The 18128-nt window shown below is 58.2% G+C and carries 17 protein-coding genes; 5 read left to right on the forward strand and 12 right to left on the reverse strand.

The window, feature by feature from the left end:
• Position 1 precedes the first annotated feature (1 nt).
• The gene (locus DHN55_RS05730) at positions 2-955 is read left to right on the forward strand and encodes a prephenate/arogenate dehydrogenase family protein (protein ID WP_108880380.1); all 954 of its coding nucleotides are present in this window, start codon (positions 2-4) and stop codon (positions 953-955) included.
• 25 nt (positions 956-980) lie between these two features.
• On the opposite strand, the gene DHN55_RS05735 is transcribed toward DHN55_RS05730, so the two are convergent.
• Positions 981-1793, reverse strand: a complete 813-nt coding sequence (locus DHN55_RS05735; RefSeq protein WP_108880381.1) for a DUF2125 domain-containing protein — start codon at positions 1791-1793, stop codon at positions 981-983.
• 124 nt (positions 1794-1917) lie between these two features.
• Here DHN55_RS05735 and DHN55_RS05740 point away from each other — a divergent pair, with 124 nt between their 5' ends.
• Complete coding sequence (locus DHN55_RS05740) at positions 1918-2457, forward strand: gamma-glutamylcyclotransferase (RefSeq protein ID WP_108880382.1); 540 nt, start codon at positions 1918-1920, stop codon at positions 2455-2457.
• A gap of 24 nt (positions 2458-2481) precedes the next feature.
• Here the strand turns inward: DHN55_RS05740 and DHN55_RS05745 are convergent, their stop codons facing one another.
• The 6 genes from DHN55_RS05745 to ftsE form a co-directional block, all read right to left on the reverse strand.
• Entirely contained in the window at positions 2482-2910 is a 429-nt protein-coding gene (locus DHN55_RS05745; RefSeq protein ID WP_108880383.1) for a hypothetical protein, read from the reverse strand.
• Positions 2911-2985: 75 nt separating this feature from the next.
• On the reverse strand, positions 2986-5358 hold the full coding sequence (locus tag DHN55_RS05750; protein WP_337659962.1) for an adenosylcobalamin-dependent ribonucleoside-diphosphate reductase: 2373 nt from the start codon (positions 5356-5358) through the stop codon (positions 2986-2988).
• Between the two features lie 46 nt (positions 5359-5404).
• Positions 5405-6124, reverse strand: a complete 720-nt coding sequence (locus tag DHN55_RS05755) for a lysophospholipid acyltransferase family protein (protein WP_337659963.1) — start codon at positions 6122-6124, stop codon at positions 5405-5407.
• A 41-nt stretch (positions 6125-6165) separates the two neighbouring features.
• On the reverse strand, positions 6166-6789 hold the full coding sequence (locus tag DHN55_RS05760) for an ElyC/SanA/YdcF family protein (RefSeq protein ID WP_108880384.1): 624 nt from the start codon (positions 6787-6789) through the stop codon (positions 6166-6168).
• Between the two features lie 87 nt (positions 6790-6876).
• The gene (locus tag DHN55_RS05765) at positions 6877-7848 is read right to left on the reverse strand and encodes a cell division protein FtsX (RefSeq protein ID WP_337659964.1); all 972 of its coding nucleotides are present in this window, start codon (positions 7846-7848) and stop codon (positions 6877-6879) included.
• A complete protein-coding gene (ftsE, locus tag DHN55_RS05770; protein ID WP_108881734.1) occupies positions 7845-8501 on the reverse strand; it encodes a cell division ATP-binding protein FtsE in 657 nt (218 codons plus the stop codon). Before ftsE ends, DHN55_RS05765 begins: the two co-directional genes overlap by 4 nt.
• A 196-nt stretch (positions 8502-8697) precedes the next feature.
• Between ftsE and DHN55_RS05775 the strand changes: the two genes are divergently transcribed.
• On the forward strand, positions 8698-9411 hold the full coding sequence (locus DHN55_RS05775; RefSeq protein WP_108880386.1) for an MJ0042-type zinc finger domain-containing protein: 714 nt from the start codon (positions 8698-8700) through the stop codon (positions 9409-9411).
• A gap of 188 nt (positions 9412-9599) precedes the next feature.
• A complete protein-coding gene (gene hpt / locus DHN55_RS05780) occupies positions 9600-10151 on the forward strand; it encodes a hypoxanthine phosphoribosyltransferase (protein WP_108880387.1) in 552 nt (183 codons plus the stop codon).
• A gap of 425 nt (positions 10152-10576) precedes the next feature.
• Here the strand turns inward: hpt and DHN55_RS05785 are convergent, their stop codons facing one another.
• From DHN55_RS05785 to DHN55_RS05800, 4 genes are all read right to left on the reverse strand, one after another.
• Entirely contained in the window at positions 10577-13177 is a 2601-nt protein-coding gene (locus tag DHN55_RS05785) for a TIGR02302 family protein (RefSeq protein ID WP_108880388.1), read from the reverse strand.
• A gap of 102 nt (positions 13178-13279) precedes the next feature.
• Positions 13280-14548, reverse strand: coding sequence for a diaminopimelate decarboxylase (lysA, locus tag DHN55_RS05790; RefSeq protein ID WP_108880389.1), 1269 nt, complete (start codon positions 14546-14548; stop codon positions 13280-13282).
• Positions 14549-14678: 130 nt separating this feature from the next.
• Positions 14679-14828, reverse strand: a complete 150-nt coding sequence (gene lptM, locus DHN55_RS05795) for an LPS translocon maturation chaperone LptM (protein WP_108880390.1) — start codon at positions 14826-14828, stop codon at positions 14679-14681.
• 142 nt (positions 14829-14970) lie between these two features.
• Positions 14971-15597: a hypothetical protein gene (locus DHN55_RS05800; protein ID WP_108880391.1), complete on the reverse strand. Its 627-nt coding sequence runs from the start codon at positions 15595-15597 to the stop codon at positions 14971-14973.
• Between the two features lie 180 nt (positions 15598-15777).
• Here DHN55_RS05800 and DHN55_RS05805 point away from each other — a divergent pair, with 180 nt between their 5' ends.
• Positions 15778-16695 carry a metallophosphoesterase gene (locus DHN55_RS05805; RefSeq protein ID WP_108880392.1) on the forward strand — a complete coding sequence of 306 codons (918 nt, stop codon included), beginning with the start codon at positions 15778-15780 and terminating at the stop codon, positions 16693-16695.
• A 17-nt stretch (positions 16696-16712) separates the two neighbouring features.
• Here the strand turns inward: DHN55_RS05805 and argH are convergent, their stop codons facing one another.
• A complete protein-coding gene (gene argH / locus DHN55_RS05810; protein ID WP_108880393.1) occupies positions 16713-18092 on the reverse strand; it encodes an argininosuccinate lyase in 1380 nt (459 codons plus the stop codon).
• Positions 18093-18128 lie beyond the last annotated feature (36 nt).

Below are 18128 nucleotides of genomic sequence, written 5' to 3' on the forward strand. Positions count from 1 at the left end.
CATGGCATTTGACCCGTTTGAAAAAGTCGCCCTGATCGGATTGGGCCTGATTGGCTCATCGCTGTCTCACATCATGCGGCGGGAAAATCTGGCGAAGGCGATATCGGGGCATGCACGGTCTGCTGAAACCCGCGACCGCGCCATGCAGCTGGGCCTGGCTGATACCATGCATGAGGACCCTGCAGACGCTGTGCGCGATGCTGACCTGGTGGTGCTTTGCGTGCCGGTCGGTGCATGCGGGCCGGTGGCAAAGGCCATCAGTGCGGCGCTGAAACCGGGTGCGATTGTCACTGACGTGGGATCGGTCAAGGCGGCGGTTATCAGTGCAGTGTCGTCGCATATTCCGGACAATGTCCATTTTGTCCCAGGACATCCGATTGCCGGTACCGAGTATTCAGGTCCGGACTCCGGTTTTGCTTCCCTGTTTGAAAACCGCTGGTGTATCCTGACACCCCTCAGCGGAGCCGATGATGGCGCCACAGCGCGATTGACCGCGTTCTGGCAGGCTTGTGGTAGCGATGTCGACATAATGGACGCCGATCATCATGACAGGGTGTTGAGCATCACTTCTCACCTGCCGCAACTGATTGCCTTCAACATCGTGACAACGGCGGCAGACCTTGAAGAAGTGACCCAGCAGGAGGTCATCAAGTACTCGGCCGGTGGATTCAGGGATTTTACCCGTCTTGCGGCATCAGACCCGACCATGTGGCGGGATGTTTACCTGAACAACAAACAGGCCGTGCTGGAACTGCTTGGCCGGTTTTCGGAAGACATGTCGGCCCTGCAAAGAGCGATCCGCTGGGGCGACGGCGACATGCTGTTTGACACGTTTACCCGGGCGCGGGGTATTCGTCAGCGCATTATCGAGGCTGGTCAGGATACCGACGAGCCGGATTTCGGGCGCAGTGGCCAGCATGGCGAGGCGATCGCTACCAAAGACGGCCAGGATTGATAACCGGGCTTTTTGCCCTGAAGCCTCACTTTGATGTTGCGACGGCAAAGGGTCCCCAATACCAGGTCTGGTCTTTCAACTGGATGGGCAGTTTGTTGTCGTTGGCTTTCAGCAGCGGGTTGATAACCGCCTGAGCCGCATTCATTTCGGCATCATCCAGGTCTCCCAGGTATCGGGCAATCCATACTGCGTCGAAATAATTGGACGGTTCCGACAGGAGCTCGAAACTTCCTTCTCTGGGTATTGTCTGATCCAGGGCGCCGGTGACAGTGAAACTGTCCAGTTGAGCTTCGCCGGTGGACAGGTTGGACAAGGTGATGGACAGGTCGAGCCGCGGCGTGTCTGCTGCCGGTCGCAGATGAGCTTCGGTTTTTGCGATTGTCAGCTGTTTGTCTGCACTCAGCGCAATGGATTGTTTTTCGGCCAGCAGCGAGGCGAGCGCCAGGCTGCCGTTCTTGGAGCGATAACTGAACCGCACCGGGTCTCCGCTGATCTTGAGACCGTTGATGTTTACCGGGCCGAACAGGGCGCCGATGATATGGCTGGGGTTCCAGGCCTGGCCGATCAGGCGAAGTTTGTCGGCTGTAAGGTCGGTTCCCGACAGGTCGGCGCTCACGCCGGTACAGTCAAAATGGACACGGAAAGGATAACCGCCCCAGCTGCGCTGGTCGCATTTCAATGTGACATGTGCGGCTTCCAGTGCGGCCAGTTTCTGTTTGGCTTTGCCCAGGGCAATGTACCAGTAGACACTCCAGGCCAATGCAATGCATAGAAACACAATCAGCGGTGCCATCGTCTTTAACGGCGAGGTGCGTTTGACTTCGAGAGGGTTGCTCATGGTTGCAGGACCGGGACGGTTGATTGGTTGGGCGTTTGATTCTCGGTCAATTTATCATGGTGTTTGTTGAAGCGGAATGAATGTGTCTGCTATGCATTCAAACCGATAAACATTTGGTAAGCGGATGAACTTGGATTTTTGGGTATTTGGTTACGGTTCGCTGATGTGGCGGCCGGGGTTTGAGTTCGAGGAACGCTGTGGCGCCATTATGCACGGCGTTCATCGCCGGCTGTGTATCTATTCGCACGTGCATCGCGGTACACCGGAAAAACCCGGCATGGTCCTGGGCCTTGATCGGGGTGGTTCGTGCAGGGGTATCGGATATCGTGTGGCTGTCGGCAGACGGGATGATACGATTGCCTATCTGCGCGAACGCGAACAGGTAACCATGATCTACAAGGAACGGTGGCGCGAAATGTTCGTCGACCGTGACGGCACACCTCACAAGGTGAATGCACTTGTGTACCTGGTTGATCAGGACCATGTGCAATATGCCGGCAAGCGGTCTGCCGAAGACCTGTTGCCGTTTGTCCTGCAGGGACACGGCAAGGGGGGGCCGTGCATCGACTATATTGCCTCAACGCTGGATCACATTGAGGAACTGGGTTTCAAGGACAGGCATCTTTCGGAAGTCATGACGCTTGCCCGAAACCAGCGATTATAGCCAACCTTGGAAAACGGCTTTGAACTAGGCTGCCATTTCTGAAAACAGAGGAAGCACGGGCTGAACAAAGCGGCCCGTGTCGCGCGCAGGCAAGGGGCGGCAAATGGCCGGCGCATCGGCTGCATCCAGCTCAAGGGACGCAGCGAGATCGTCGTAAACACGCAATGCCTGGCTTTCATCGCCTGCCAGCAGGTGCACATGAATTTCACAGGCACCGTCGGTCATTTCTGTTGGCAGCGGGAAATCCCACAAGGGTGAAAACCGCCCCATGCGAACAGGCGCCCGCGCACCGCTCTCAAGCCGGCGGACCATTACATAAATGGCACCCGGCAAGGGCGGGCAGTTTTCAGTGCTGTAGACCGAATGGATGTAACGCTTGCCGGACACGCCGGTCCAGAACCAGAATCTGTCACTGAACTCGTTTTCCAGCTCGGCACTTACGCTAAATCCCATGACTTTTCTCCTGCTCTCTTGATGAGAACAAAAGTAGAACAAAAAATCTCTGAGGTCAAGATGAAAATTGCCGGTTCAACCGCATTTCGAGTATCCGCAGGACATGCAAGTGGCGCATCCTTCCTGAAAAACCAGGGAAAACTCGTTGCATTTGGGGCATTGCGGACCGGCGGGCCCCGCATCATCCCCGACGGCCAGGCGTTTCGCGTCAACCGAAGCCGGATCAGCCGCAGACAGGTTTTCCACATTCTTCAGGAACCCGGTCGCCAGCATGTGCTTTTCGATAACACCGCCAATGGCAGCCAGCAGCGAGGGGACATACTTGCCTTCCATCCAGTGACCGCCGCGCGGGTCAAACACGGCTTTCAGTTCCTCGACCACAAAGGACACATCGCCGCCGCGCCTGAACACGGCAGAGATCATGCGGGTCAGCGCCACGGTCCAGGCATAGTGTTCCATGTTCTTTGAATTGATGAAGATCTCAAACGGCCGCCTGCGGTCGTTCTCGATGATGTCGTTGAGCGTGATGTATATGGCGTGATCGCTGTCACCCCATTTCAGCTTGTAGGTAAAGCCCGGCAGCACAGGATCGCGGTCGAGCGGCTGGCGCATGTAGACAATGCCCGCTTCGGTTTGCCCAACCGGTGCGGCAGGGGCTTCGAGCGGCAGGGCGGCTTGCGCTTCGGCCCCTTCGTCAGCCAGCGCCTCGGACAGCACTGATCCGGTGATGTCATTGGGCCTGTAGGTCGTGCATCCCTTCAGCCCGAGCTCCCAGGCTTCCATATAGACATTGCCGAAGTCCTCGAACGAGATGTTTTCCGGGCAATTGACGGTTTTGGAAATGGAACTGTCGACATGGCCCTGCAGGGCGGCCTGCATGACAAGGTGATCGTGCGGTGACAGGTCTGCCGTGGTTACCAATGCATCCGGCAGGTCGGCTTCGTCGCCGCGCAGCGCGCGAAAAGCCCGCAGCGCGTAATCTTCAACCTGCTCGATCCGGTGACTGCCGTCCGGCTGCAGGACCTTGCGGTTGTAGTTCAGCGAAAACACCGGTTCGACGCCGGACGACACATTTCCGGCAAACAGGGAGATGGTGCCGGTCGGCGCAATCGACGTGAGAAGGGCGTTGCGGATGCCGTTTTCGCGAATTGCGCCGCGCACGTCATCATCAAGGTCGCGGACATGACCCGACGCCGGGTATTCCTCAGCATCGAACAGCGGGAAGGAGCCTTTTTCCGCAGCAAGTCCGGAGCTCGCCAGGTAGGCAGCGCGCTCGATTGCCTGCATCCAGATTTTTGCAGCCGCTGCGGCGTCTTCAGAGCCATAGCGCAGCCCGCACATGGCGAGTGCATTGGCGAGACCGGTAACCCCCAGGCCGATGCGCCGCTTGGCGCGGGCCTCGGCAGCCTGGGCTTCCAGCGGGTAGTTTGACACATCCACCACATTGTCCAGCATGCGCACGGCGATGCCGGTTATGCGCACAAGCTCTTCCATGTCCAGGTGAGCTGCATCTGAAAACGGGGTTGTCACCAGGCTGGCCAGGTTGATCGAGCCGAGCAGGCAGGCGCCATAGGGCGGCAGCGGTTGTTCCCCGCACGGGTTGGTGGCGTGAATGGTCTCGCAATAGGAAAGATTGTTGCGCGAATTGATCCGGTCGATGAAAATCACGCCGGGTTCGGCATAGGCATAGGTCGCCTGCATGATCCGGTTCCACAGGTCACGGGCCCGTACGGTTTTGAAAACGGTGCCGCCGAACACCAGCGGCCAGTCCCCGTCGGCCTTCACGGCCGCCATGAACGGATCGGTGACCAGCACCGACAGGTTGAACATGCGCAGGCGCTGGGCTTCATGTTTCGCTGTAATGAAATCTTCAATGTCGGGATGGTCGCAGCGCATGGTCGCCATCATGGCGCCGCGCCGCGAGCCCGCCGACATGATGGTGCGGCACATGGCGTCCCAGACGTCCATGAAACTCAGTGGCCCGGAGGCGTCCGCGCCGACGCCCCTGACCGGCGCGCCCTTGGGCCGAAGCGTTGAAAAGTCATGGCCTATGCCACCACCCTGCTGCATGGTCAGTGCGGCCTCGCGCAATCCATTGAAGATCGCGCCCATGTCATCCTCGATGGTGCCCATGACAAAGCAGTTGAACAGCGTCACCGAACGGTTGGTGCCGGCACCGGCAATGATGCGTCCTGCCGGCAGGAACTTGTAGCCGGACATGACCTCGGCAAAGGCCTTCTCCCAGCGTGTTCGGACTTTTGCCTTTTCAGGTGCCGCCAGTGCCTTGGCGACACGGGCCCATGTGTCGTCGATCGTCTGATCAATGGCTGAGCCGTCCGGCGACTTGAAGCGGTACTTCATGTCCCAGATTTCGCGGGAAATCGGATCAAGTGCGGTGTCTGTAGCCACGATGGTTACCCACAACTGGTGTGATGGACGGAACATCATCACACATATTCATGGTTTGTTCTAGCCAAAAGGTATTGCCAGCCGGTTAACCTGCGCGCCCTTCGGCGACCAGCCGGCTGGTTGCTTCTTCAACGACGTCCTGCAGGCGGGCTGAAAACTGCTTGCGGGTGAGACCGGCTTCGATCGGCGGCAGGAACTCCACGATGATGGTGCCCGGGTGCCGGATGAACCGGCGTCTGGGCCAGTACAGGCCGGAATTCAGCGCAAATGGTGTGCATGGCACGCCAAGTTGCATGTAGAGCGCGGTTGCGCCCGGTTTGTAGTCCGGCTCGGCATCCGGACCCATTCGCGTGCCTTCGGGAAATATCAGGACCTGGCGTCCAGCGGCAATGGCCTGTTTTGCATCGGCAATCATCTTTTTCAGGGCAGACGGACCTGCCGACCGGTTCACCGAGATCATCTTGAACTTGAGGCAGAACCAGCCGAACACGGGGATGAAGGTCAACTCGCGCTTCAGCACCAGGGCAGGGTCTGCCAGCAGGGGAAGCAGGGCAAATATGTCCCAGGCTGACTGGTGCTTGCCGGCCAGCAGGCCGCCTGTTTGCGGTATGTGCTCGCGGCCACGGACTTCCATCCTGGTGCCGGTGATCAGCTTCATCCACCACAATGACGTTCTCGCCCAGACCCTCAGGGCGGCTATGGACCAGCTTCTCGGCGTGAACATGAACCAGAACCCGAGCACCAGAAACAGCACCAGATTGATGTAGAAAACCAGATTGAACAGTAAGGACCGAAACGCCAGCACACCCAATTCTCCCGTACCGCATCCTGATTGTCGCCGCAGTTTCAGAGCAGCAGCGCAAGCAGGTATTTGACATATTCGCTGATCCACAGGCGCAGCATTGAAAACGAACGTGCAGTCTTCCCGGTGTCATCACTGGCAACCGGATAGGGCACCAGTTCAACGTCGGGCATGGCACGCGAAAACTCAACGATGGCGCGCAGAATATGATAGTCGCTTGTTACGACCGCAATTTTTCTGAATTTATGCCTGGTTGCCCAGTCGGCTGCTTCTGCTGCATTGCCGCGGGTGTCGGGAGCGCGTTTGTCCAGATCCACGCAGCAGTTGAACAAACTGGCTTCGGCCTGTGTAATCCGGCTCAGCTGCCGGGCCGTGGTTGCCGGGTAAACACCTGAAATCAACAGGCGTCTGGCGGTTTTCTGTTCAAGCAGGCGAACCGCTGCGGAAATACGTTCCGGCCCGCCGGTGAGAACCACAATTCCATCCACCGACAGGTTGGCCGGTCCGGCAATCTTGCGCGACTTTTCGGAAAATGACGCAAACCCTGCTGTTGCAGCAAGAAGCATGCACACAACGATACCCAGTCCGACCCACCAGCTATTGCCACGCCGTCGCTGCGTGTCGCTGTCATGCGTCTCGGCACTGGATTTTCCGGAAGGGTCAGACATCAAAAAACATCACCGGGTGAAATAACGTTCCAGGCCCTGGCCTGCTGCTCCATGGTCATTCACGGCGCAGCACAGGTTTATGCCGTGTCAGAACATGGCCTTCAAGACCCGTGATATGGAAATACGCGCCGTGATAAGTGAGATCATTGTAGCAACAACCGGCACGACAATAAAGGCGGCGTAGTTCGCGCTGCCGCTGTCCAGCGGGTGATACAGGAATGCCTTGACCGGCTCCGACAGCCGGCCGCTGCCCAAACCCAGGACAACGAAGGTCGCAAAACCCAACAGGGATCCGATCAGGCCGGCTTTCAACCCGGTCAGGCAGAAGCGCCACAAAACCTCGCGCGATATGAAGCTGTCGCGTGCGCCTGCCAGATACAGGACTTCGATGACCTCCCGGTTTGCCTCCATCGCGGCGCGTGTCGCGTAAATGACAAGTACAATTGCCGCTGTTGCAATCAGGCTGAGCACCGCGATGGCCAGCCATGTAAGCGAACCGGCCATGCTGATCAGCTCGGCCTGCCAGCGCCGATGCGTGTCGAGGGTGGCGGACGGAACTTCGGTGGCGAGTGTGGCGCGCAGCAATTCAAGATCAGGCGGCGACGACTGATCGATACTGACATTGATCAGGCGCGGTATTGGCAGATCATCCAGGATGCCGCCTTCGCCAAGCCACGGCTCAAGCAGCTTGCGTGCCGCATCCGGGCTGACGACATCAATGCCGGCAATACCCTTTGTGGCGGTCAGGATGTCGGCAACTTTTGCGGCGTCGCCGTCAACGTCGACCCCATCTGCCGCGGTGATCTGCACAGTGACCTGGCTGGCGATTTGTGACGTCCAGCTGTTGACGGCGGCATCCGTCATCAGCAGGGCGCCGATTGCCAGCACGGCGAGGTAACACATCGCCGCCATTGCCGTCATCAGTGTCATGTGCGGCGCTGTTGCCTGCGGAATGACCTTGGAGCGCCCTTTGCCGACCACCTGCAATTTCCGGTTGTCGCCGTCACTGAAACCGGACGCATGGCCCTCGAATTTCTCTGCACCGGCGTTCTTGTTCATTGCCATGTCGTCCTGCCGTCTTCGAGCCGCAGAACGGGAGCCTTGATGGTGTCCAGCAAATGAGTGTCGTGGGTTGCGATCAAAACCGTCGTGCCAAACTGGTTGAGCTGCTGGAACAGGCGCATCAGACGCAGTGCCAGGGCAGGGTCCACATTGCCGGTCGGCTCGTCTGCAAGCAGCAGTTCGGGGCTGGAAATGACCGCCCGTGCGATGGCCGCGCGTTGCTTTTCGCCGCCGGATAACACAGCCGGGTAGGCATTGGTGTGCTGGTCGAGGCCGACCCAGTCGAGCAGCTCAAGCACATTGTCGCGATAGTCTTTGAGCTTGTTGCCGCGAACCCGCAAGGGAAGCGCAACATTCTCGAATGTAGTCAGGTGATCCAGCAGCCGGAACTCCTGAAACACGACGCCGATCCGCCTGCGTACATCGGGCACTTTCCCGCGCCGCAGCCCGTTGGTGTTTTCTCCGAACAGCGAGATCATGCCGCGGGTCGGCTTGAGTGCCAGAAACAGCATGCGCATGAGCGACGTCTTGCCGGCACCCGATGCGCCGGTCAGAAAATTGAACGACCCCGTTTCAAGTGTCAGGTTGAGATCTTTCAGGATCTCCGGTCCATTGCCATAACGCAAACCGACATTTTCAAATCGAACGATCGACAAGCGGGTTCCTCAAGATCAGGCTGCCATTTCTACAATGGTTTGATACCGGATAGGCATTTACGCCGAATTAACCGTATTTCCGTTTTACTGTCAGTATCGAGAAGCAAGGTTTCTCTGGTCAGGCGAAAAAGCCGCAATCACTGGCGCCTTATACCAGAATGAGCCGAATCACCGGAACCGGACGTAACAGATGATAGTCTCCTGCCCCTCATGCGCAACCAAGTTTGAAATGCCAAATGAATCAGGCTCTGATGCGACCGTGATGCGATGCGGAAGCTGCGGGCATGGCTGGATCGAGGCGCATGCGACCGATGTAAGCGACCTTGTGCCGGTTCACGCGCAGCCCAGTAAACCTGATGTCGCTGATGAAGATGCCGAAGACCGGATCATCGCCGAAGCGCGCAAGATCGCCCGGGCAGCGCAGGTTGCGGAGCACAAGGCCAGGACTGCACGCCATCGCCGAAACGCACAGATGCGGGGCTGGACCGGACTCGCGGCCGGCATATGCCTGGTGCTTGGAGCTGTGGTCGCGATGCCCGAACGTATCGTGCAGGCGGCACCTGCGGCAGCAAAACTGTACTCGCTTGCCGGCAAGACGGTGAATGTCTACGGCCTGAATATCTCATCGATCCAGCAGCAGTACATGATCGTCAATGGCCAGCCGGTGCTGGCGCTGCGCGGGCGTATTGCAAATATCACCGAGCAGGACCGACGTGTGCCGCCGCTGCGATTCGTGCTCCGGAACGCAAACGGCAAACAGCTCCATACCTGGACCCTGAACAGCGTGGGCAAGGGTCCGATTGGGGCAGGCGTGGTGTCGACGTTCGTGACCCGGCTCGCTGCGCCGCCGGCAGGTGTGGAGAGTGTCGAGATTCGCTTTGCCAGACCTGGCGAAATCGGCTGAACTGCCGTCCGGGATTCTGACCTGGATCAGCATGGTTTTAACCGGAACAACCAAAACCATTAAACTGATCGTTTCCCAAGTTCTGGAGCAATTTTATGGGTTCAATTGAGCCCGTGACGCTCTAGAATATTTGCAACGATCTTGTCTGTGGTCAGATGAGACAACTTCTGATTGCGGGATGAGCAGCCATGACCGGTATTACAATTGACGGGCATTCAATCGAGATCTTGTTCAGCGAAACCGAGATCGCAGCCCGGGTCGCGGAAATTGCCCATGCGGTTGCCGACCGGGACCCTGAACGGCTTCTCGTTGTTCCGGTACTGAAAGGCAGCTTCATTTTTGCCGCCGACCTGCTGCGTGCCATGCATGGCGCCGGGCTGTCACCGGAAGTGGATTTCATGATGCTTGCGAGCTATCGCGCGCAAACCTCGTCGTCCGGGCAGGTCGAGGTGTTGCGCGACATTCAGACAGACGTGACGGAACGCGATGTGTTGTTGATAGACGACATACTCGAATCCGGCAGGACACTGGCCTTTGCCAAGGACCTGCTGGCCGCACGTGGAGCCAGCCAGGTGCTGACCGCCGTGCTGCTTGACAAGCCGGGTCACCGGGCAGCGGAACTTGATGCCGATTTCACCGGATTTGAATGCCCGGACAAGTTTGTCGTCGGTTACGGCATGGACATGGCGCATGCGTTCCGCGAACTGCCGTTTGTCGGCTATGTCACAAATCCCAAATAATGGCCTGAAAGGCCGGCGCGGGACCTGTTGAGGCACAGGCCGCGGCAAAACAGAAAAAGGCAGCTTTTCCGTGGAGGACAAGCTGCCTTTTCCGTTTTGGGACCAGCAGGAGAGGGGCAACCTGCCGGGACCTTCATTTTCTGTCCGGCCAGGGGAAACCGGAGAGAGGGTTAAGAAACGCTGTCGCTTGAGGGGCAAGAGCTGTTCGCGTTTCTGTTGGTAATGACCATAGGAACACGCTGCTTCTGCAGATGTGCATTTTATCACATCGCAGACATGGTGCTCTGAAACCGGTGCAAACCTGAGATGAAATCACATGGCCGGGGCTGGTGCCGGGCAACGGTCACACAGGCTGCAAGAGCGCATGGCGGTTTGCTTAAGATGTTGAAATTCATCAGGTTTACGGGTTGAAATACCCGCTGGCTCTAGTACAGGCCCTTGAGCAGGCGGTCGATATAGTCCAGTTCCAGTTTCGGCCGCCCGGCCTCATTGGCGCGCGAGCGCAGAGCATCCAGGATTCGCCTGGCGCGCTCCACTTCGGCTTCCTGGGGCACCATGTTGTCGCGCTGGCCGTATTCTTCTCCTTGCGAGGGCAGCGGCCTGCCCAGGGGATCGCGCTGCTCGCCGCGGCCTTCACCGTGGCGACCGACATTGCCTTCGTTGCCGGTGCCCTGCTGCATCAGTTGCTGGGCCATGTTGCGTGCGCCCTCGCGAAGTCCGCGCATGGCTTCGCCCTGGCTGCCCAGCGCCTCATCACGCTGGCCCTGGCCCAATTCACCGGCTGCCTCGCCCATTTGCTGTTCGGCCCGTCCCAGACCGTCAGGTGACTGCAGGCCCTGCTGCTGCATCTGTTCCATGAGGCGTTCAAGCATTTTGCCCAGATCGCCCTGCTGTTGCGACAGCTGGCCGTTGCCGGGCACTTGCTGTTCGGACTGGCCACGCCCGCCCGGTTCCTGGCCCTGCTCGCCCTGCTGCTGGGACTGGTTCTGGTCGCCCGAACGCTGCTGGCCGTTTTGCGGCATCTGGAAGGTCTGGTCCATCAGCTGCTGCTGGCGGCGCATCATCTCGGACAGCTGGTCGAGCATTTTCGCCATCGGCGATGTGCGCTGCGGATTGGCCTGGCGCCGGCCGGGCTGCAGGTTCTGGAGGATGTTTTCCAGTTCGGACAGCATTTGCTGTGCGGCATCGCGCGCGCCCGACTTGGCGAGATTCTCGATCATGTCCATCATGCGCTGCAGGTCCTGCGAACGCACTTCCTGCTGGGCGCGGTTTTGCTGCTGCTGGTTCTGCGCCTGCGGATTGTTGCGCTGGTTTTCCTGCATCTGCTGCTGCATGGCCTGCAGGTACTCGTTCATGGCTTCGCGCAACTGCTTCATCAGGTCTGCGATTTTTTCTTCCGGCGCGCCTTCCGCCAGGGCTTTTTCAAGTTCTTTCTTGATCGCCTGCAGCTTTTTCAGCGAGTCATGCAGATTGCCGCTTTCTATGGTCAGTGCAATTTCCCAGAGAGTGTCGGCAACCTGTTGGGATTCTTCATGGGTGCGTGCGCGGTACAGCTTGGCCGCCGCATGCCGGATCCCGAGATAGACGCCTGACTTCTCGACCACGCCTTTCGGCCATACCAGGATGGCGGACAGTGCGCGTACGACGTCACGCTGATTGTCCGGCTGGAAGAAGATATTCTTGCGCTGCTCGACCAGGGCCTGGGCAAGCGGCTTGGAAAACTGGCGTTCCGGCAAGGCAAGCTTCACCACATCACTGCGGCCGGACTGGCCTGCCTGATCCATGCCCTCGATGACAATTTCAACCGGCAAACCCGCCCAGGGATGCGCTGTCAGGTCCTGGAAGCTCTTGCCTTCGGCCTGCCTGGGATTGACCTTGCGCATCGAAATGGCGAATTCCGGTGCTTGCGACAGGAACGGACTGTCAATATCGATCTTGTCGACATCCAGGCCGTCTCGCCTCAGTGAAACCTTGCCGGACAAAGACGTCACACCATAATCGTCTGCCACTTTCCACGGCAGCGAGAATGCACCGGACGGGGTGATCTGTATCTGCTCGGGTACGGTCACGACAGGCGGCAGGTCGGGGATGACGTTTACGGTCCACATGCCCAACTCACGGCCTGCTCCGCTAACGGATACAATTGCTGATTTCTGGACTTTTGTGCGCAACTCCTGTGTCGCAGACGGAGGTGCCGCTTTCTTGTCTGCCGCGTCGGCCCTGGGTGTTTGGGCTTCAAGAGTGTCAAAGACGGCAGGTGCTCCGGTGGTTGCTGCGGGATCAGACAGGGTAACCTTGAGATCGTCCGCACCGTTGAGCCGGACCACCAGTTCTGAGCCTTGCGGAACAGAAATCACCGCGACTTCGCTGGCACCTGAAGCAGCCTGCGCACGGCGTGTCAGCAGGACAGGCGGCTTGGCGGTGTAGGAAGGCGGATTGAGCCACGCATCCATTGCTATTGCGTTGACAGGAGCCGGCGCGGTCACGGCAACAGCTTCTGCAACTTTCTCGCGCCAGGTACCTGCGGTCAGGACGCCTGCCGCGATCAATGCAATCGCCAGTGCGTTGCGCAGGGCGTTCTGATCGATGCGCGGCAATGGTGATCGCGGCGCCCCGGCCTTCAGATCATGCAATTGTTTCGCCATGCGCTGACGGTGGGCTCGCCACAGTGCTTTCTGTTCAGAACTGGCAGAAGGCTCATCAGCCAGGGTGTCGGTCCAGCCAGAGGCCGGGCGGTGCTTTTTGCCCGACCTGCGTTCAATGCGTGAAAGGGCTGCTGCTTGCGAAGGCCAGGACAGGCTGCCCAGGCTTTTCAATGAGTATAAAAACCCTGCACCGGCTGCGCCAAACAGGGTCAATTTCAACCAGACAGGCAACAGGTTCAGTACGCCGGACAACACGCACAGCAGCACAATTCCTGCAATCATCATTGCGGGAAAAAGCCGCTCCAGCAGCCGTTCCCAAAAGATCGAGACCTTGGCCAGCGAGAGCTTGCGGGCAATTATCTGTGCCGGATCAAATTTCATTGCCTGATCATTCTAGCATAACAAGGCGAAAGCAAGGGCCGTTATTGGCCAATTGGCACTGCGGTAAACGCAAAAGTGATCAGTGCGGATTGCGAGCCGGGATTATTGCTGCCATCCGGCAAGCCTGTCCATGCCGATCAATGCTTCGTAGGATTGCCGGGGCCGGACAATGGCAAACCGCTCGCCATTGACCAGGACTTCCGGCACCAGCAACCTTGAATTATAGGTTCCGGCCTGTACGGCACCGTAGGCACCGGCCGTCATGACCGCAATCAGGTCACCGGCCTTCACCGGGGGCATCTGACGGTTCTGGGCGAGATAGTCGCCGGATTCACATACGGGGCCCACCACATCGGCGATTGATGTCGCACCTGACTGGTCCGGTTCTGCAACGGTGATGATGTCATGCCAGGCATCATACAGTGTCGGCCTGATCAGATCGTTCATCGCCGCGTCCACGATGATGAACTTCTTGCCTTCTTCCTCTTTCACGTGAATGACGCGAGTGACCAGAATACCGGCATTGCCGGCAATCATGCGGCCGGGCTCCATGACAAACTTGCAGTCAAGATGGCCCAGGGTGTCACGCACGACGGAAGCATACTCGTCCGGATGCGGCGGTACGTCATTGGTGCCGCGATAGGGGACGCCCAGGCCGCCGCCGAAATCAATGTGGGTGATGGTATGGCCATCTTCGCGCAGTTGCTGCACCAGTTCACCCAGCAGGGTGTAGGCTTCGTGATAAGGCTCAAGGGTTGTGATCTGGGATCCGATATGTACATCGACGCCACTGATCCGCAGGCCCGGCAACGATGCCGCGCGGGCATAGATTTCCCGTGCCCGGCTCATGGAGATGCCGAACTTGTTTTCCGATTTGCCAGTGGTTATTTTTGCGTGGGTCTTGGCATCAACATCCGGGTTTACCCTGATGGAGATGGTTGCCGTTTCGCCCAGGCGACGGGCAACTTCAGACAAAAGCTCCAGCTCGGGTTCACTTTCGACATTGAAGCAGGCAATCCCCTCACGCAACGCATAGGACATTTCTGCTGCGGTTTTGCCAACGCCGGAAAAAACGATCTTGCGGGCCGGCACGCCGGCGGCACGGGCACGGCGCAATTCGCCTTCCGACACCACGTCCATGCCGGCACCAAGGTCTGCAAGCGTCTTGATCACGGCCTGGTTGGAGTTTGCCTTCATGGCATAGCAGATGGTCAGGTCGAGGTCGTGAAAAGCCGCCTTCAGGACTTCAAGATGCCGGGTGAGCGTTGCCGTCGAATAGCAGTAAAACGGGGTTTCCACGTCCTCAGCCAGTTCGGCCAGATCAATGTCTTCCGCGTGAAGGGTGCCGTTTCGATAGGAAAAATGATGCATGGAACAACCGGTCAAACTGCTGGATCAAAAAGTGTGGGGGCAACATCGTGCGCTCGTCCGAATGCATGTCGCCCTACATATGTGTCATGGCTGGAGAAACCGCATGAACACGAATGATGGGGTCCGATGTTCAGTTCGGTTTTATTAGCGGGTCAATGGCGGCAGGCTCATCCGGATCGGGAGCTGCAACACCGGGCGGTGGTTCCAATGGACCGCGGATACCGCATGCCGACAGCGAAATTGCCAGCAGGGCAAGAACGATAAGTTTGCGCAGTTCCATGGATCCGATTCCAGACGATATTTCTTTCAGTTCGTTTCTTGTACCCTAAACCGGGGGTACAGGCAAAGCGGCAAGTTGCTCTGAAACCTCATAAGTGGTCAGGTTTATGATTTCTGGCGATTACACCCAAAATCATCCCGGTCTAATCCCCCAGTTTTGCGGTAACCGTCTGTACTTTGATCCAATAGCGTGGATTGCGGGGTTCGGGCTGGTTGGGGAAGGTGACAATCTGCTCGCCCTGGTAGTTTCCAGCGGGTTTCAGCTGTATCGGGTCAAAGCCGACCGTGCGTGTGCCGATCACGGTGCAATTGGCGTTGAGTTTGCCAGGGTCGATATCGGCCTGCACCACATCATAAAATACCGGGCAGGAATACAATGTGACCTGCAGGGTCAGGCTGGTGACCGTGAATTCCGTCGAGCGGTTGGTGAGCAGTGTCCGCAACTGCCATTTGAACAGGTCAGCTTCAACACGCTCCCTGCCGGCGCTGTCAAAAACAGTCCGGCTCGGATTGGTCAAACTTGTCTTGCCGATAGCGATGTCGGTTGATTTCACCGCGCCAAAGGTCACGCTTTCCTGCTTGCGCACCTCGGAGAACCGGTCAGCGGTTTTGATATCTGCTTCGATATCCCGCTGGGTGAGCGTGAATATCAGCATGAACACGCCAAACACAATGGTGGAGAATGCCAGCAGGCCACGCCGCCACACCGTATTGGTGACAAACAGCCAGATTACAGCGATCAGCAGCAGATAAATTATCAGCCAGCGCATGCGTTACCTCTTTCCCGGCAAATAAGTTGCTGCTCGGTACCAATCACTTAATCACTTACCGTTCGGTATGCAATTCATGTAAAGTGCGGCCAAACATCCTTCATGGCGAACATGTTTGAAAACCCGTCATTGATGATATCTTTGTGATAACGGGTATTTTGGGGTTTCTGGATTGTGAGAATGATTTCACGAAGGCAATTCCTCAGGCTTGTGGGAGGCGGTTTCATAGCTTCGGCCGCCTTGAGCACCTATGCATTTGCAATTGAGCCAATGTACCGGCTGCGTCTCGCGACATACAGGTTTACACCGCCAAACTGGTCTGCCGGGCTGAAACTGCGGGTGGCACTGATTGCCGATATCCATGCCTGCAAACCCTGGATGACCATCGAGCGCATCGAGGAGATTGTTGCAAGGACGAACGATCTCAGACCCGACGTAATCCTGCTGCTGGGGGACTACAGTGCCGGCATGCGCCTGGTGACGGAGTACGTGCATTCCAGTGCGTGGGCACCGGTCCTGGGTAAGCTGAAAGCGTCTTTGGGGGTTTACTCCGTTCTGGGAAATCATGACTGGTGGGAGGACAAAAGCGCGCAACGCGCCGGTCACGGGCCCACTTTCGGCCAGCTCGCCTTGCAAGGGCAAGGAATTCCGGTTCTGGAAAATGACGCCGTCAGGCTCCTTAAGGACGACAAGGCCTTCTGGATCGCCGGCCTGGGAGATCAACTGGCTTTGCTGCCACATAAAAAATATGGCCGGCATCACTGGCAGGGAATGGATGATCTTGAGGGCACCCTGGCCAAGGTAACCGACACCGCGCCGGTATTGCTGATGGCGCACGAGCCGGACGTTTTCCCCACTGTTCCGGATCGCGTATCTGTCACAATGTCAGGCCACACTCACGGCGGGCAGGTTCGGCTGTTCGGTTATTCACCTGTGGTGCCGTCGCGGTACAAGAACCGTTATGCCTATGGCCATGTTGTTGAAAATGGCCGCCACCTGGTCGTTTCCGGCGGGCTCGGGTGCTCAATTGCACCGGTACGATTTGGTTCTCCGCCCGAGATCGTCATGCTGGAGCTGGGTGAGAGCGCCGCAGTGTGACCGGCAGGCCCAGCCGGTCAGGCCAGGATTTTCAACCAGCGCTTGGCCTCGCGCCTTACGTTTGCCGGTGCCGTGCCGCCGAAACTCTTGCGAGAACCCGCAGATGCACCCGGCGTCAGGACCTTGAATACATCTGAAGTCATGCGCTGTTCTACTGCCTGCATGTCCTGAAGGCTCAGTTCGTCCAGCGCCACACCGCGTTTTTCCGCCATCGCAACCAGCGTGCCGGTGACATGATGGGCATCCCGGAAAGGCATGGCGAGAACCCGAACCAGCCAGTCGGCAAGATCGGTTGCGGTTGAATATCCGGAACCGGCAGCGTCTGCGAGCCTGGCGGTCACAGGTTCCATGTCTGACGCCATGCCGGTCATGGCGGCAATTGCCAGCGAAAGTGCGTCAATGGCGTCGAAAGCCGGTTCCTTGTCTTCCTGCATGTCCTTGGAATACGCCAGCGGCAGGCCCTTCATGACCAGCAGGAGGCTGGTGAATGCGCCCAGAATGCGGCCCGGTTTGGCGCGAATGAGTTCGGCTGCATCGGGGTTCTTCTTTTGCGGCATGATGGATGAACCGGTGGTGAAGCGGTCCGACAGTCTGATAAAGCCGAACTGCGGTGTCGACCAGATAACCAGCTCCTCGGCAAATCGCGACAGGTGCATGGCGCAGATCGAGGCCGCGGCAAGGGTTTCCAGCACAAAATCACGGTCTGCCACACTGTCGAGCGAGTTGCGTGTCGGGCGGTCAAACCCGAGCGCCTTTGCGGTCATGGCCCGATCAATCGGAAACGATGTGCCTGCCAGTGCCGCTGCGCCGAGCGGGCTTTCGTTCATTCTCCTGCGGGCGTCGGCGAACCGTGAGCGGTCACGCGCAATCATCTCCACATAGGCCAGCAGGTGATGACCGAAAGTGACCGGTTGCGCGGTCTGCAGGTGGGTGAAGCCCGGCATCACGGCATCGGCGTGGGCCAGCGCCTTTTCGGCAAGTGCGCGCTGCAGGCCCGACAGCTGCTCATCGAACATGTCCATGCAGTCACGGACATAAAGCTTGAAATCCGTCGCCACCTGGTCATTGCGCGAGCGCGCCGTGTGCAGCCTGCCGGCAGCATCGCCAATGCGGTCCTTCAGGGCGGCTTCCACGTTCATGTGAATGTCTTCGAGCGCTGCGGAGAACGTAAACCGGCCCGCTTCAATATCCTTGCCGATGGCCTTGAGCCCGCGCACGATGTCACGGACATCTGATTTGGCAATGATGCCGCATTCCCCCAACATGGTGGCATGGGCTATCGATCCTGCGATATCCTGTGCAAAAAGACGTTGATCAAAGCTGATCGAGGCATTGATCTTTTCCATTATCTCATCGGGACCGGTGTTGAACCTGCCGCCCCACATCTTATTTGTCATCTATGACCTGCCATCAGTTTGCATGTTCAAAAACCC

It is taken from the genome of Anderseniella sp. Alg231-50, from assembly GCF_900149695.1.
Classification (GTDB): domain Bacteria; phylum Pseudomonadota; class Alphaproteobacteria; order Rhizobiales; family Aestuariivirgaceae; genus Anderseniella.